Here is a 15,314-nt window from a genome sequence, read left to right as displayed (position 1 = left end):
TTTAAAATAGATAATCATATGGAGAGAACATCATTTTTTAAGGTCGGACTGTCTGCGGTTGCACTTTTTCTTTTTCTTGCCACGGAGGGTTACGCCCAGAGTATCATCGTGGAGAACAGGTCGGGAAAAGCGCTCAGCAACTATACCGTGGAGATACCGATGGAAGAGTTTTCCTTGGCTTACGACAAATATATGGCAGTGACCGAGGATGGAGAAGAGCTCCCCTTGGAGATCGTAGCCGACATCCACGGTAATCGTAAAGCAATCTTTCCGGTAGATTGTCTCCCGGGTAATAGTAAAAAAGTCTTTCAGGTGAAGGAAGGAAGTGCCGACCGATACCCCAAACGGGCGTATGCCGAATTGGCACACAAGATAGGGGGAGAATTCGCCGGACCGAAGTATGAAGGAGGTTACTCATGGGTAAAACCCAACCGGCTTACGGTCGATGGCGCTTTCAGGGATCATGCCTACTATATTAAATATGAAGGTCCCGGTTGGGAAAGCGATATGGTAGGCTTCCGGTTTTACCTTGACCAGCGAAATGCGGTGGATGTCTTCGGGAAGAAAACTCCCGGGATCATCCTCCCTTTTGTAGGAGTTGACGGATACGACAGCTACCATGAGATGGCCGACTGGGGGATGGACAATATGAAGGTGGGGAATACACTTGGTTTGGGCTCCATTGCAATATGGAACGGCACCAAAGCCGTGAGGGTGGAGAAACGCGACAGTGTGGGTTGCTATATTCCTGCCGACGGGAAAGTACGCGCGCAAGTGATGACCACTTATTACGGTTGGGATGCCAACGGCGTCAAATGTAATTTGGAATCGCTGATCTCCATAGATGCTGGGAACAGGGCGTCCCATATGGAGTTGAAAGTGGATCGAACGGTCGATAATATTACCACAGGCATTATTAAAAGTAAGGATGCGAAACTCATTTTGCCTGCTGAAGAAAACAACAGTAAGACCCATTGGTCCTATATCGCCACCTTCGGAAAGCAGAGCCTGAATAACGATATGATGGGGTTGGCTGTTTTTTACAGGAGCGACCAGTTGAAAGAGGTCTCCGAAGATGCGTTGAATCATCTGGTGGTCCTCTCTCCCCAAAATGGATATGTGGAATATTTTTTTATGCCTACCTGGGAACTTGACTGGCAACCCGTAAAAGATGAAGCCGCATTTCGAAAATGTCTGGATGACATGTTGCGGAAATTAAATCATTCTGTATTGGTCATTATCAAATAAAAATATATAACTTTGGGACTTCTATGGGTTGTGTACGACAACAGTGAGTCCCATGGCGGGGAATAACCATTTTTAATTATAGTATGATATGAAAAATTTTATTCACGAAGATTTTTTGCTTCAGACGGATGCTGCGAAAGAGCTGTACCACGGACATGCAAAAATGCAACCTATTATTGACTACCATTGTCATCTGAACCCTGAGTATATCGCCAATGATCATGCTTTCGACAATCTGGGTCAGATATGGCTCGAAGGGGATCATTATAAGTGGCGTGCCATGCGTACCAATGGGGTGGATGAAAGATACTGCACCGGTAAAGATACCTCCGATTGGGAAAAATTCGAGAAATGGGCCGAAACAGTACCTTACACCATGCGGAACCCATTGTATCACTGGACTCACCTGGAACTAAAGACTGCTTTTGGTGTGGACAAGCTTCTGAATCCCGAAACAGCGAAAGAGATATTCGACCATTGTACAGATCTGTTGCGTACTCCGCAATTCTCCGCACGGGGACTAATGAAAAAATTCAAGGTAGAGGTGGTCTGCACCACCGATGATCCTGCCGATAACCTGGAGCATCATCTGTCACTGAAAAAGGAGAATTTCGATATCAAAGTCCTGCCTACCTGGCGTCCCGATAAAGCGATGGCGGTGGAGAATCCGCAGGAATACCGTGCGTATCTGGAAAAACTGTCCGCGGTGTCGGGTGTGACTATCAGCCGCTTCAGCGACCTGATCGAAGCGCTTCGTAAACGGCATGACTTCTTTGCCGCTGTGGGTTGTAAACTCTCCGACCATGGCATCGAGGAATTCTATGCCGAACCCTATACACAAGCCGAAATTGAGCAGATATTCAATAAGGTGTACGGTGGAAAAGAGTTGACGAAAGAAGAAATCCTGCAATTCAAGTCGGCCATGCTCTATGAAGGTGCGGTGATGGATTGGGAAAAAGGATGGACACAACAATTCCATTACGGGGCTATCCGTAACAATAATACCCGGTTGTTTAACAAGCTTGGTCCGGATACCGGTTTCGATTCAATCGGCGATTTCAATACGGCAAAAGCGATGAGCCGTTTCTTCGACCAACTGGACAAAGACAACCGGCTGACAAAGACCATTATTTATAACCTGAACCCCAAAGATAATGATCTTATTGCGACTATGATCGGTAACTTCCAGGACGGATCGGTCGCCGGAAAAATGCAATTCGGTTCCGGATGGTGGTTCCTCGATCAGAAGACCGGGATGGAAGCCCAGATGAATTCCCTCTCTAACCTCGGGCTGTTGAGCCGCTTCGTAGGAATGTTGACCGACTCACGCAGCTTCCTCTCTTATCCGCGCCATGAGTATTTCCGGCGGATATTATGCAATCTCATCGGAAATGATATTGAGCAGGGACTGTTGCCCGCTTCCGAAATGAAATTCCTCGGCGAGATGGTAGAGGATATATCTTATCGGAACGCCAAACAGTTTTTTAAATTTTAGGGGTTGGGAAGTTGGGAAGTTGAGAAATTGGGAAGTTGAGAAATTGGAAAGTTGAGAAGTTAAGAAGGTGGGAAGTTAAGAGGTTGGGAACTAAGAGTGAAGAGCTAAAAACTAAAAACTAAAAATAAAACTTATGAAATTAGGAAAATACAGTATAGGCGTGGGTGACCGTTTCACTCATCAGGGAAAAGCGCAGTTGAGCGCTATCATGAAAGCGAATGAAAAAGGAGGACTGGATATCAGTCCGGTATGGAACAAGTCTAACCGGGAGCATATCTATGTGGGCACAGTGCCGGCAGATACCCGCCGGGAAGCAGACGAGGCTGTCAACGCTTTGGACTTCAAAGGGCTCTATTTTGTGGATGCCGACCATATCAATCTCAGTACGGTAGCCAAATATGTGGAAGTGTCCGATTTCTTCACATTGGATGTGGCGGCTTTCATCGGTAATGAGAGCACGCCTGAACAGGTGGACGCTTTTGTGGCTTCCTGCAAAAAATATATGGGCAGCTTGCATCTTCCCGGGATCGGGGAACCTTTGCAGGTGACTGAAACGTTATTACGGGGCATCGCTGCCAAATTCCTTGCCGCCATGCAACATGCCTCGGAGATCTATGCCTTTCTGAAAAAAGAGAAGGGTGAAGGTAATTTCATCACCGAAGTATCCATCGATGAGGTGGAGACGCCTCAAACCCCCGTCGAATTGCTGTTCATCCTGAAAATGCTGGCCGATAAAAATGTGCCTGTCCAGACAATTGCACCCAAATTTACAGGCCGTTTCAATAAGGGAGTCGATTATGTGGGCGATCTGGATCAGTTTGCCAAAGAATTTGAAGAAGATGTACTGGTGATCGACTTCGCGGTGAAAGAGTTCGGACTGCCGGGAGAGTTGAAACTGAGCGTTCACTCGGGAAGCGACAAATTTTCCATCTATCCGGTGATGGCCGGTATCATTGCCAGGCACGACAAAGGATTGCATCTGAAAACAGCAGGGACAACGTGGCTGGAAGAGGTGATCGGCCTGGCCGTGGCTGGAGGTGAAGGTCTTGCATTGGCAAAGAAGATATACCGGAATTCTTATGACAAGCGTGAAGAGCTCTGCGCTCCTTATGCCGACGTGATCGATATTGACGGCACCAAACTGCCTTCGGTGGAAGAGGTGAACGGATGGACAAGCGAGAAATTCGCCAATACGCTCCGGCATATCCCCGGACACCCCGATTATAACCCCAATTTCCGGCAGTTGGTCCATGTGGCCTATAAAACGGCGGCTGACTTGGGTGCCGAATATACGGACATGCTCGTGAAATATGCCGATGTGATCGCCCAATGTGTGGAAGAGAATATTTATGACAGACACTTGAAGAGGCTGTTTAATATATAGGATAGCCAATTTAAGTGAAGAATATTTTACGGGAAATAAGAATAAGAAATAACATGGGTGGCCTATTTTTGTCCCGTCATTAAAACAATAAATTATGTACGAATTATTTGATATCAAAGGAAAGGTGATTGTTATCACGGGTGGGACCGGCGTATTGGGTTCCTCCATGGTAGAGTATTTGGCCGGGCACGGTGCAAAAGTGGCGGTGTTGGCACGAAACAGGGAAAAAGGCAATGAACTGATTCAAAAAGTAAAAACTGCCGGAGGGGATGCCATGTTCCTCCAGACCGATGTGACTGATGAGGCCGTACTGAAGCAGAATGCTGAAGAGATTGTTGCCAGATACGGCCGGATAGATGTGCTGATCAACGGTGCCGGCGGAAATATGCCCGGAGCCACTATCGGCCCTGATAACACTATCTTCGACTTGAAAACCGATGATTTCCGGAAAGTGGTCGACCTGAACCTGATGGGAACGGTTGTACCTACACTGGCTTTTGTCAAATACATGGTGAAGGAGAAGAAAGGAAATATAGTGAATATCTCTTCTGCGTCGGCCCTGCGTCCGTTGACTCGTGTCGCGGGATACGGAGCCGCCAAAGCAGCAGTGACCAACTTTACCAAGTATATGGCAGGAGAGTTGGCGATTAAGTTCGGTGAAGATTTTCGTGTGAACGCATTGTGTCCCGGTTTTTTCATTACGGAGCAAAACAGGACATTACTCACCAATCCCGATGGTTCCTATTCAGCAAGGGGAAACACCATTATTGCTCATACTCCTTTCCGCCGGTTCGGGATCCCCGAGGACCTGTTGGGTACACTCCACTACCTGGTAAGTGATGCGTCTAAATTTGTAACCGGGACGGTAGCGATCGTCGACGGCGGCTTCGATGCGTTTAGTATTTGATAAGTGGAGCAGTGGAAAGGTGCCTGAGTGGTTAAGTGGTTAAGTGATTAGGTGGGAAGGTGGTTAGGTGGTTAGATGGGAAGGGGGAAAAGGTTGGACAATCCCAAACTTCTCAACTTCTTCACTTCCCAACTTCTTGACTTCTTGACTTCTCAACTTCCCAACTTCTTCACTTCTCAACTTCCGACTTCTTTTCTAATTAGTCTTATTGGCACATTGACTTTGTCCATTTTCTGTCGTTACTCGGCAAAGTTCGAGTAAACTCAGATGTTTTCTTTGCTCAACAGAGAAAAACAAGTTTTTCATCTGTGTTCACATTTCGAAAACAGGGCAAACAAGTTTGACTTTGTATTCGTTCCTAAGAAAATTGGCATATTATTCACATTAGTAAAACATCACATCAGTAAATCATTACATCAATCAACATGTCTTTAGCATTAAAAAAAGAATTCAAATATTCATTGGTGGTACCCACCAGTATGGGGGTACGCATTACACCGGTAGATGCACAGCCGGTGCAGAGTACCAACCTTTTCCGGATGCAGGCAACCAGTGCCGAGACCAATGTGGCGAGCATTTCGTCTTATCTCGGGCTGCCTGTGAAGGTACTCACTACTTTCGTAAAAAATAGCCCGATAGCCGCTTTTATCAAGGCCGACCTCAGGGCTCGCAATATGGAATACGAAGGGCCGGAGGTGGCTCAGGGTGACCCCTGGGGTTACCGTCATCAGTTCAATATTGCCGATAGCGGCTTTGGACTGCGTGGTCCGCGGGTACAAAACGACCGGGCAGGTGAAGTGGGAAAAACGCTGAACGTGAAGGATTTCGATCTGGATCGAATCTTCGGACAGGAAGGCGTACAGGTTGTACACCTTTCCGGACTTATCGCGGCACTTTCTCCCGATACAAGTAATTTCTGCCTTGAAATAGCCCGTTATGCCAAAAAACATGGTACTCTTATTTCTTTCGACCTGAATCACCGGGCTACGTTCTGGAAGGGCAGGGAAAAGGAACTGAAAGAAGCCTTTACGGAGATCGTTTCCCTTTCTGATATCGTTATCGGTAATGAAGAGGATTTTCAGCTTTGCCTCGGTATTGAAGGGCCGAAAGCCGGAGGTGAAAATATTGGCGAAACGCTGGATGCTTTCAAAGGGATGATCCTGAATGCACATAAAGCCTTTCCTCATGTATCCGTCTTTGCCAATACGTTGCGTGAAGTGGTCAGTGCCAATGAACATCTCTGGGGTGCCATTGTTTATGAAAATGGAAACTGGCATGAAGCGCCGTTGCGCCGGATCAACGTGATGGATCGTATCGGTGGCGGTGACGGTTTCGTGGGCGGGCTGCTCTACAGTATCCTGAAAGGGATGGAACCTGAGAAATGGGTACAGTTTGCCTGGGCAAGTGGTGCGCTGGCGACTACCTTCCTGACAGATTATGCACAGCCGGCTGATGAGGAGGTGATATGGAGTATCTGGAAAGGCAATGCCAGGGTCGTGAGATGATTCGGCTACGCCGGGTTCAATAGTTATTCGCACTTCGTGCGTTATTCGATAGTTATTCATGCTTCGCATGTTATTCGTGCTTCGCACGTAATTTCAAATAACAATCGAATAACAATCGAATAACAATCGAATAACAACTGAATAACAACTGAATAACAACCGAATAACAACCGAATAACAATCGAATAACAATCGAATAACAATGAATAAAAAAGCAGATATCGGATTGATCGGATTGGCCGTAATGGGCGAAAATCTGGTCCTCAATATGGAAAGTAAGGGATACACGGTAGCCGTGTTCAACCGTACGGTCGACAAAGTGGACAAGTTTGTCAACGGACGGGGAAAAGGGAAGAATTTTATCGGTGCGCACTCATTGGAAGAATTGGTGGCATCTTTGGAAAGGCCTCGCAAAGTGATGATGCTGGTCAAGGCGGGTAAACCCGTGGATGATTTTATCGAAAAGCTTATCCCGCTATTGGAACCGGGTGATATCATCATCGACGGTGGAAACAGCCACTTCCCCGATACCATCCGCAGGACGAAGTACGTGGAGAGCAAAGGATTGCTCTATGTGGGAACCGGTGTTTCCGGCGGTGAAGAGGGAGCCCTCAAAGGACCTTCGTTGATGCCGGGCGGATCACCCGAAGCGTGGCCCCACGTGAAAGAGATATTCCAGGCTGTGGCCGCCAAAGTGGGCGCAGGTGTTCCCTGCTGCGATTGGGTGGGTGAAAACGGAGCCGGACACTTCGTCAAGATGGTGCATAATGGCATTGAATATGGTGACATGCAAATCATCAACGAAGCGTATCAGCTGATGAAAGAACTGCTCGGGATGGATGCTTTTGAGCAGCATGAAGTATTTAAGAAGTGGAATAGCGGCGTGCTGGACTCTTACCTGATAGAGATTACGGCCGATATCATGGCATATAAGGATGAGGATGGAAGCCCGCTGGTGGAAAAAATTCTCGATACGGCGGGCCAGAAGGGAACCGGCAAATGGACGGCCGTGTCGGCACTCGACTTGGGAATCCCGCTTACACTGATCGGCGAGTCGGTCTTCTCGCGTTGTCTCTCGGCACAGAAGGATCTGAGGGTAAAAGCTTCTGAAGCCATTCCCGGAAAGAAATCCGCATTTAAAGGCGACAAACAACAGTTTGTCGATGATCTGGAAAAAGCACTCTATGGCGCTAAGATCATCTCCTACGCGCAAGGTTATGATCTGATGATGGAAGCTGCCAAAGAATATGGATGGACCCTCAATTACGGTGGTATCGCCCTGATGTGGCGAGGTGGTTGTATTATCCGTTCCCGTTTCCTGGGAGATATCAAAAAGGCGTTCGACAACAATCCATCCTTGGAAAACCTGTTGCTCGACGGTTTCTTCAAGGAAGCGGTGCTGTCGGCAGAAGAAAGCTGGCGCAGGGTTTGTGCCACAGCTTTGCAGAATGGAATTCCCGTGCCGGCACTTACTTCGGCGTTGTGCTATTTCGATGGTTTCAGGAGTGCTCGTCTTCCGGCAAACCTTTTGCAGGCACAGCGTGACTATTTTGGTGCTCACCAGTACGAAAGGGTGGATAAACCACGGGGTGAGTTCTTCCATACCGACTGGACCGGACGCGGTGGAAATACCGCCTCTACCACGTATGACGTTTGAGAAGGAGGGAATTGACAATTACTAATTACCAATTATCAATTACTAATTACTAATTACTAATTACCAATTACGAACTTTTAGTTCTTCACGCTTAGTTCTTAATTTTTAGTTTTTAGTTCTTAGTTTTTAGTTAGTTCTTAGTTTTTCACTTACAAAAGTCTTTACTCTATCAAAGAATGATTTACTACGAAAACGGCTCAAAAGAAACCGCTCTCTCACATGATGATCTGAGAAGAGGGTTATTTGACGCATTGGAAAAATTGGGCGAACGGCGGAAAATTCTTGCTGTTCCGCCTGATTATACCCGTCTGCCCAGTCGCGCCGGCGAGCTCACCGAGATAGCATGGGAATATTATGGTGAGAAACTTACCGACATTCTTCCCGCTCTGGGGACACATACGCCTATGACTGAAGAGCAGATCGACCATATGTTTGGGAAGACCCCAAAAGCACTCTTTCGCGACCATGACTGGCGGAATGATGTGCTCACGCTGGGCGAGGTGCCGGCAGAGTACATTCGTGACATCTCCGAAGGAAAAGTCGATTTCTCCTGGCCGGCACAAGTGAACAGGCTATTGGTGGAAGGCGGTTTCGACCTTATCCTCTCTATCGGGCAAGTGGTACCCCATGAAGTGGTGGGGATGGCCAATTATAACAAAAATATCCTGGTCGGGACCGGAGGCAGCGAAGGGATCAATAAGAGTCATTACATAGGGGCCGTCTACGGTATGGAGCGGATGATGGGCAAGGCTGATACTCCTGTCAGGCGTGTGTTTAACTATGCTACCGAAAAGTATTTAAAGGATCTTCCCATTGTGTATGTACTGACTGTGGTAGGAGTAAACTCCGACGGAGCGCAGCAGACTTATGGGCTGTTTGTCGGAGACGACCTGGAGGTATTCGACCGGGCTGCCCGACTCTCTTTACAGGTCAACTTTGTAATGGTCGAGAAACCATTGAAGAAGGTGGTTGTATGGCTCGATCCTACTGAATTTAAAAGTACCTGGTTGGGAAATAAATCTATCTACCGCACACGAATGGCTATCGATGACGGAGGAGAGCTGATCGTACTGGCTCCGGCATTGAAAGAATTCGGTGAAGACAAAACGATCGATCTGCTGATCCGCAAATATGGCTATTTCGGCACGCCCCACACATTGAAGGCGGTATCCGAAAACCAGGAACTCAGGGATAATCTGGGTGCTGCGGCACATCTTATCCATGGATCATCCGAAGGTCGGTTTTCTGTTACCTACTGCCCCGGGAAAGAAGACTGGAACCTTAGGCGGGAAGAGATCGAGGGCGTGGGTTTCCAATGGGGCGATATCAACGAGAAGATGCGGAAATATGATCCGTCCCGACTCAAAGAGGGATTCAACAGACTCTCGGATGGAGAGGAGATTTACTATATTTCAAGTCCCGCGCTTGGCTTGTGGGCTTATAAAGACCGGTTTGCCTAATTTTATAAACTCCATATATATATCATGTCAACGAGAAGAGAATTTATCAGGAACGCCGCCCTGGCTTCGGCAGGGCTGGCTATGAGCGGCGGCATATCGACTAAAATGAGTGCCGCGAGTTACAGTAGGGTTGTGGGCGCCAATAAAAAGGTGAACCTGGCCCATATCGGAATTGGAAACAGGGGATGGGAGATCATCAATGATTTCGACAAGACGGGATTGGCCAATGTGGTTGCCCTTTGCGACGTCGACTTGGGAGCCGAGCATACCAAAATGGCACTCGACAAGTTTCCCAAGGCAAAACGGTTCAAGGATTTCAGGGAGATGTTCGACAAGATGGGGAATGAGATTGAGGCGGTGGCGATTGCCACACCCGACTTCTCCCATTTTCCCATTGTGATGATGGCGATGGCGTACGGTAAACATGTGTACGTGGAAAAACCGCTGACCCGTACTTTTCATGAAGCGGAACTGCTCCTGAAAGCAGCAAAGAAGTATCCGAATGTGGTCACCCAGATGGGTAACCAAGGCCATTCGGATGCTAACTATTTCCAGTTTAAAGCCTGGAAAGAAGCCGGCATTATTAAAGATGTGACGGCGGTGACGGCGCACATGAACAACCCGCGCCGTTGGCACGGATGGGATCCCAATATCAAGAAATTCCCCGCAGCCGAACCTATCCCCGAGACATTGGATTGGGATGTATGGACGATGGCGCAGCGTTACCACGATTACAACAAGGATTTCCACTACGGACAGTGGCGGTGCTGGTATGATTTCGGAATGGGAGTCCTGGGTGACTGGGGAGCACATATTATTGACACGGTGCACGAATTCCTCGATCTGGGCTTGCCTGAAGAGATCAACCCTGTGCTGCTGAAAGGTCATAACGATTATTTCTTCCCGATGTCGAGTACCATAGAGTTCAAATTCCCGAAACGGGGGAAGATGCCTCCGCTGGTAATCACATGGTACGATGGTCTGGACAATATCCCGTCTGTTCCCGAGGGATATGGTGTATCGGAACTCGATCCCAATATTCCCTCCGTAGGTGGTGGGAAGATACAGCCGGCCAAGCTGAATCCGGGGAAAGAGATCTATAGCAAGAAACTTACCTTTAAAGGCGGGTCGCATGGTAGCACGCTGAGCATCATACCCGAAGAGAAGGCGAAAGCGATGGAGAAGGATCTTCCCGTGGTGCCGGTGAGCCCATCCAACCACTTTGCTAACTTCCTCCTGGCCTGTCAGGGCAAGGAAAAAACTCGTTCCCCGTTTGAAATATCTGCCCCGTTAAGCCAGGTGTTCTGCCTGGGTGTGGCTGCGCAGAAATTAAACCGGAAGATCGTGTTCGACCGTAAAACCAAGCGCGTCACCAACGACGCCTTTGCCGATGCGTACCTCACCGGGGAACCACCACGGAAAGGATGGGAAGATTTTTACGTAATTTAATGGTAATTCTATAGTTATTCAATTGTTATTCGGCTTCGCCGTTATTCGCTTCGCTGTTATTCATGCTTCGCATGTTATTCGCTTCGCGTTATTTCCCGCTTTGCGGGATAATTTCAAATTACCATCGAATAACCATTGAATAACAATTGAACAACAACTGAACAACAACCGAATAACAACTGAATAACAATTGAATAACAACCGAATAACAACCGAATAACAACCGAATAACAACCGAACAACAATAAAAATAAAAAGAACTATGATAAGAAAAACAATAATAACAATTTTGGCAGTGATAGTAACTGTTTCGGCATGGGCACAGGAGCCGGAATGGGAGAGCCTGTTCAACGGGCGTAACCTGCGGGGATGGGAGAAATTGAATGGCACCGCGGAATATAAAGTGCAGGACAATACCATCATCGGTATTTCAAAGCTGAATACTCCCAATACTTTTTTAGCCACAAAAAAGATGTACGGCGATTTTATCCTTGAATTCGATTTTAAAGTAGACGACGGGTTAAACTCCGGTGTCCAGTTCCGTAGTAACAGCCTGAAAGATTATATGAACGGCCGTGTGCACGGCTATCAGTTCGAGATCGATCCTTCCGCCAGGGCATGGACCGGGGGTATCTACGACGAAGCTCGTCGCGGATGGCTCTATCCGATGAACTATAATCCTGAAGGACAGAAAGCATTTAAAAACGGAGAGTGGAACAGGGTACGTATCGAAGCGCTCGGCAGTTCTATCCGCACATGGGTAAATGGAATTGCCTGTGCCGATCTGCTGGATAACACCACACCGTCGGGTTTTATTGCTTTGCAGGTGCATGCCATCGGTAAAGCCGAATTGGAAGGAAAGACCGTTGCCTGGCGTAATATCAGAATTCTTACGCAGGATCTGGAACGGTTTAAAACGCCCGAAAATAAACAAGTGGAACAGATCAATACAATTGGCAATACCATTTCGGAACGGGAAGCCTCCGAGGGATGGAAACTGTTGTGGGATGGAAAGACTACCAACGGGTGGCGCGGCGCAAAGCTGGATAATTTCCCCGAAAAAGGATGGTCGATCGATGATGGGATATTGAAAGTGCTTAAAAGCGACGGAGGTGAGTCCACCAATGGTGGTGATATCGTTACTACACGTCCCTATAAGAACTTTATCCTGAAGGTAGATTTCAAGATCACCGAAGGCGCTAACAGCGGTGTCAAATATTTTGTAGATACCAACCTGAACAAGGGAGAAGGATCGGCTATCGGATGTGAATTCCAGATCTTGGACGACAAAAGGCATCCCGATGCAAAACTGGGCATTGCAGGTAATCGTACGCTGGGTTCACTTTACGACCTGATCCCCGCCCCCGCGGACAAGCCTTTCCGTAACGGATTCTTCAATACCGCCATGGTGGTTGTCAAGGGAAATCATGTGGAGCACTGGTTGAATGGGATAAAGATCATTGAGTACGAACGCAATAACCAGATGTGGGGCGCATTGGTGAATTACAGTAAATACAAGGATTGGCCCAATTTCGGCAATGCCGAAGAAGGATTACTCCTCCTCCAGGATCATGGCGATGAAGTATGGTTCCAGAATATCAAGATCAAAGAACTGGATTAATCAAAGAACTGGATTAGTAGTTACTGTTTCACACTTTAGCTGATAATGAAAAAGAGAGCATCTTCCGATGACCGGAAGTATGTTCTCTTTTTTTCTACTTTTCAAGTACTGCCGATGAAAGGTGTTTACGTAAACGACTTGAAATATTGATAGAGGTCGGTTTCGTTTGGTATACCCAGTTTTTTTCTCAACCTGCTTTTGCTGGTCTGTACCGAACGATGAGTGATAAACATGCAATCAGCTATTTCCTTTGAGGCAAAATTCAGGAATATCAATGCGCTCAACCGCAACTCGGTATTGGTCAGGTCGGGATGTTGCGTGAGGAGGTTTTGGGTGAATTCAGGATATACCTCTTTGAAGCGGGGAAGAAAAGCCGTGTTGTTTTTTCGGGCTAATTCGATCATCTCTTCAAAGGTATCATTCAGTTTTTGTTTCAGTGTTAAGATTTCAGATTCTTTCTTTTTTCTTTTTATCACCAATTGCCGGTATATAATACCAGAGATCAATGAAGCAATCACAAAAAGTATGACTACCAGGGAAATGATTCTTTGCTGTTTCATCTGTGACATTTTTCGTTCTTCCCTAAGGAGCATCGCAAATGCCTCCTCCGACGCCTCGTTTCTTGCCTCTCCTAATTCGGTTGTCACTTGTTGCAACTTTTCCAGGTACCATCTTGCCGAGTCTTCTTCACCCTGTTCGGAATAAATATCGGCTATTCTTTGGTAAAATCCCGGTAATTCATTTTTTATGTTGGTCACCATCAAGTTGTTCAGCCCGTTACGGTAAAGCACCATGGCAGAATCGCTATTCCCTGTTTCCAGTTGCAGGTCACCCCACCGCTGGAAAAGCCAAGAAGAGTAGAGATAATTATACTGACGGATGATGGAGTGTGCCTTCTCAAAGTAATATGTAGCCGAATCAAATTGCGATCGTTTCGTATAATGTTCGCCGATATGAGTGTAGAGGTTGATCTTGTTCCTGAACGCCAGGCTGTCGTCCATGGTGGAAAGCAGTTGCTCATTTTTCTTCATCCAGTAGAGTGCCGAGTCGGGTATCTCCCGTATCAGGGAATAAGCGATGGCCAGGTTCTCATAGGCCAGACCGGTAAAGCGGTCTCTTTTCTGTTTGTCCTTTATCCTGCGGGTATATTCATGTGCTTTCATGAATTCTTTCAGCGAGGCATTTTTCAGGTTGAGCATATAGTACACCTGGCCCTTTATCCGGCTTATCTCTGACTGTATCACGGCGTTGTCCCTACTGTAGCGCTCTTGCTCCGATAACGCGAGGTATTTCAGTGACTTCTGGTAATCACCAAAGTAACTCAGTACCTGTCCGATGTAGAAACAGGACATCGCTTTTCCTTTTGAATATCCTATATCCCTGCTCAGTGATAGCGCTTCGGTAGCCAGTTCAAGTGCCTTGGCGATGTTTACTCCCGATATCTCCAGAGACACCATGGAGAGTATACTGTCGGCTTTTTCAGTACCGCTATCCAATATGGGGCTGGCTTTTATATCGATTGCGATGAGTAATAATGAACAAAGGAATAAGAAATGCCTCATATAGCGTAGATGCTTAGTTATAAGATGACTGCCTATGACAAGCGTGAGAAAAAGAGGTCGCTTGTAACCCTCCCTCACAAAAATAGCACTAATACTTATCAATCCAAAATTTATTTTTGTTGTTCTGTCCTCCTTTTCCAAATGCTGATTGTTGCTATAGGAACATTTATTTGTAATAAACAGGATGAAGTTAATAGTTGCTGATATTCAGATCTTTGTTTTTGATTTTTTAGGGATAATTGCATATGTTGTATATTTGTTGTACCCTGTTTTAGTCCTTTTTCTGTAAAAAAGGTGAACTTTGTCATGCTTTTTTAGGTTAATGATGCTCTGCAAAATAATTAGCTAATTTTAAGTATTCGAATATGGTTGAATGTGCTATTTTATTTCAGGGCGTTTATTTAATGTTGATAAAAGACATTATTGTTGATAAAAGACATTGTTGTTGATAAAAGACAAATGAGGGTAAATAAAAGGACAAAAATACATGTAAATATTGGGGAAAAAATACACACTCCCTTTTTTTTGTATTACCTGTTAAAAAATAGGCTATAGCTTTGCGGGTAATTAAAATATTGGAACGTTTTTCTACACAAAGAGATAAGAGGTGCGATTTGGTAATTTTTGGTAATATTCGAAAATAATATTTTTAAATATTAGATAGAGGTGAGGGTTGGCTTGTCCAGTGTGTGAATTAAAAATGTCCTTTTTTAATAGTAATAGTGTCTATTTAATATTGAGACCTATAGATTGTAAAATAATTGAACAACGGAGACTCCGTATATTCACAGCATATCAACAGATACACAGCATATCAATTAATAAACAAATTATGCATAAGATTAGTCACAAGTTTCTCTTGGTCATCCTGGCGCTGGCGGCCTCCCTCCCGGGAGCATTCGCGCAAAAGGTGGCCATCAAGAACAACCTCCTTTACGACGCTACGGCCACACCCAACCTGGCCTTGGAGATGGCATTGAGCCGCAAGATGACCCTGGAGCTGGGAGCCGGCGTAAACCCGTTCAC

Annotated in this window: 11 protein-coding genes; 10 read left to right on the top strand and 1 reads right to left on the bottom strand. The window is 46.3% G+C overall.

Going from position 1 to position 15,314, the window contains the following annotated elements; all coding sequences use genetic code 11:
• Window positions 1-18: 18 nt before the first annotated feature.
• From ABV001_RS09985 to ABV001_RS09945, 9 genes are all read left to right on the top strand, one after another.
• Complete coding sequence (locus ABV001_RS09985) at window positions 19-1,248, top strand: DUF4861 family protein (protein WP_352422665.1); 1,230 nt, start codon at window positions 19-21, stop codon at window positions 1,246-1,248.
• Window positions 1,249-1,336: 88 nt separating this feature from the next.
• The gene (uxaC, locus tag ABV001_RS09980) at window positions 1,337-2,743 is read left to right on the top strand and encodes a glucuronate isomerase (RefSeq protein WP_352422664.1); all 1,407 of its coding nucleotides are present in this window, start codon (window positions 1,337-1,339) and stop codon (window positions 2,741-2,743) included.
• Between the two features lie 133 nt (window positions 2,744-2,876).
• Entirely contained in the window at window positions 2,877-4,127 is a 1,251-nt protein-coding gene (locus ABV001_RS09975) for a tagaturonate epimerase family protein (RefSeq protein WP_352422663.1), read from the top strand.
• 94 nt (window positions 4,128-4,221) lie between these two features.
• Window positions 4,222-5,034, top strand: a complete 813-nt coding sequence (locus ABV001_RS09970) for an SDR family oxidoreductase (RefSeq protein WP_352422662.1) — start codon at window positions 4,222-4,224, stop codon at window positions 5,032-5,034.
• 425 nt (window positions 5,035-5,459) lie between these two features.
• The gene (locus ABV001_RS09965) at window positions 5,460-6,539 is read left to right on the top strand and encodes a sugar kinase (protein ID WP_352422661.1); all 1,080 of its coding nucleotides are present in this window, start codon (window positions 5,460-5,462) and stop codon (window positions 6,537-6,539) included.
• 202 nt (window positions 6,540-6,741) lie between these two features.
• A complete protein-coding gene (gene gnd / locus ABV001_RS09960) occupies window positions 6,742-8,196 on the top strand; it encodes a decarboxylating NADP(+)-dependent phosphogluconate dehydrogenase (protein ID WP_352422660.1) in 1,455 nt (484 codons plus the stop codon).
• A gap of 176 nt (window positions 8,197-8,372) precedes the next feature.
• Window positions 8,373-9,656 (top strand): nickel-dependent putative hexonate epimerase, encoded by a 1,284-nt coding sequence (locus tag ABV001_RS09955; RefSeq protein ID WP_352422659.1) that lies wholly within the window; start codon window positions 8,373-8,375, stop codon window positions 9,654-9,656.
• Window positions 9,657-9,680: 24 nt separating this feature from the next.
• Complete coding sequence (locus tag ABV001_RS09950; protein WP_352422658.1) at window positions 9,681-11,105, top strand: Gfo/Idh/MocA family oxidoreductase; 1,425 nt, start codon at window positions 9,681-9,683, stop codon at window positions 11,103-11,105.
• Between the two features lie 262 nt (window positions 11,106-11,367).
• Entirely contained in the window at window positions 11,368-12,726 is a 1,359-nt protein-coding gene (locus ABV001_RS09945; RefSeq protein ID WP_352422657.1) for a 3-keto-disaccharide hydrolase, read from the top strand.
• Window positions 12,727-12,851: 125 nt separating this feature from the next.
• Here ABV001_RS09945 and ABV001_RS09940 read toward each other — a convergent pair whose 3' ends face one another.
• Window positions 12,852-14,288 carry a tetratricopeptide repeat protein gene (locus ABV001_RS09940; RefSeq protein ID WP_352422656.1) on the bottom strand — a complete coding sequence of 479 codons (1,437 nt, stop codon included), beginning with the start codon at window positions 14,286-14,288 and terminating at the stop codon, window positions 12,852-12,854.
• 832 nt (window positions 14,289-15,120) lie between these two features.
• On the opposite strand from ABV001_RS09940, the gene ABV001_RS09935 reads away from it, so the two are divergent.
• Window positions 15,121-15,314 (top strand): DUF3575 domain-containing protein (locus ABV001_RS09935; protein ID WP_352422655.1); only part of this gene is annotated, 194 nt, incomplete at its 3' end.

The sequence above is a fragment of the Proteiniphilum sp. genome (assembly GCF_040307845.1).
In the GTDB taxonomy this organism is placed as follows: domain Bacteria; phylum Bacteroidota; class Bacteroidia; order Bacteroidales; family Dysgonomonadaceae; genus Proteiniphilum.
This window is presented reverse-complemented; position numbering and strand designations above follow the sequence as displayed.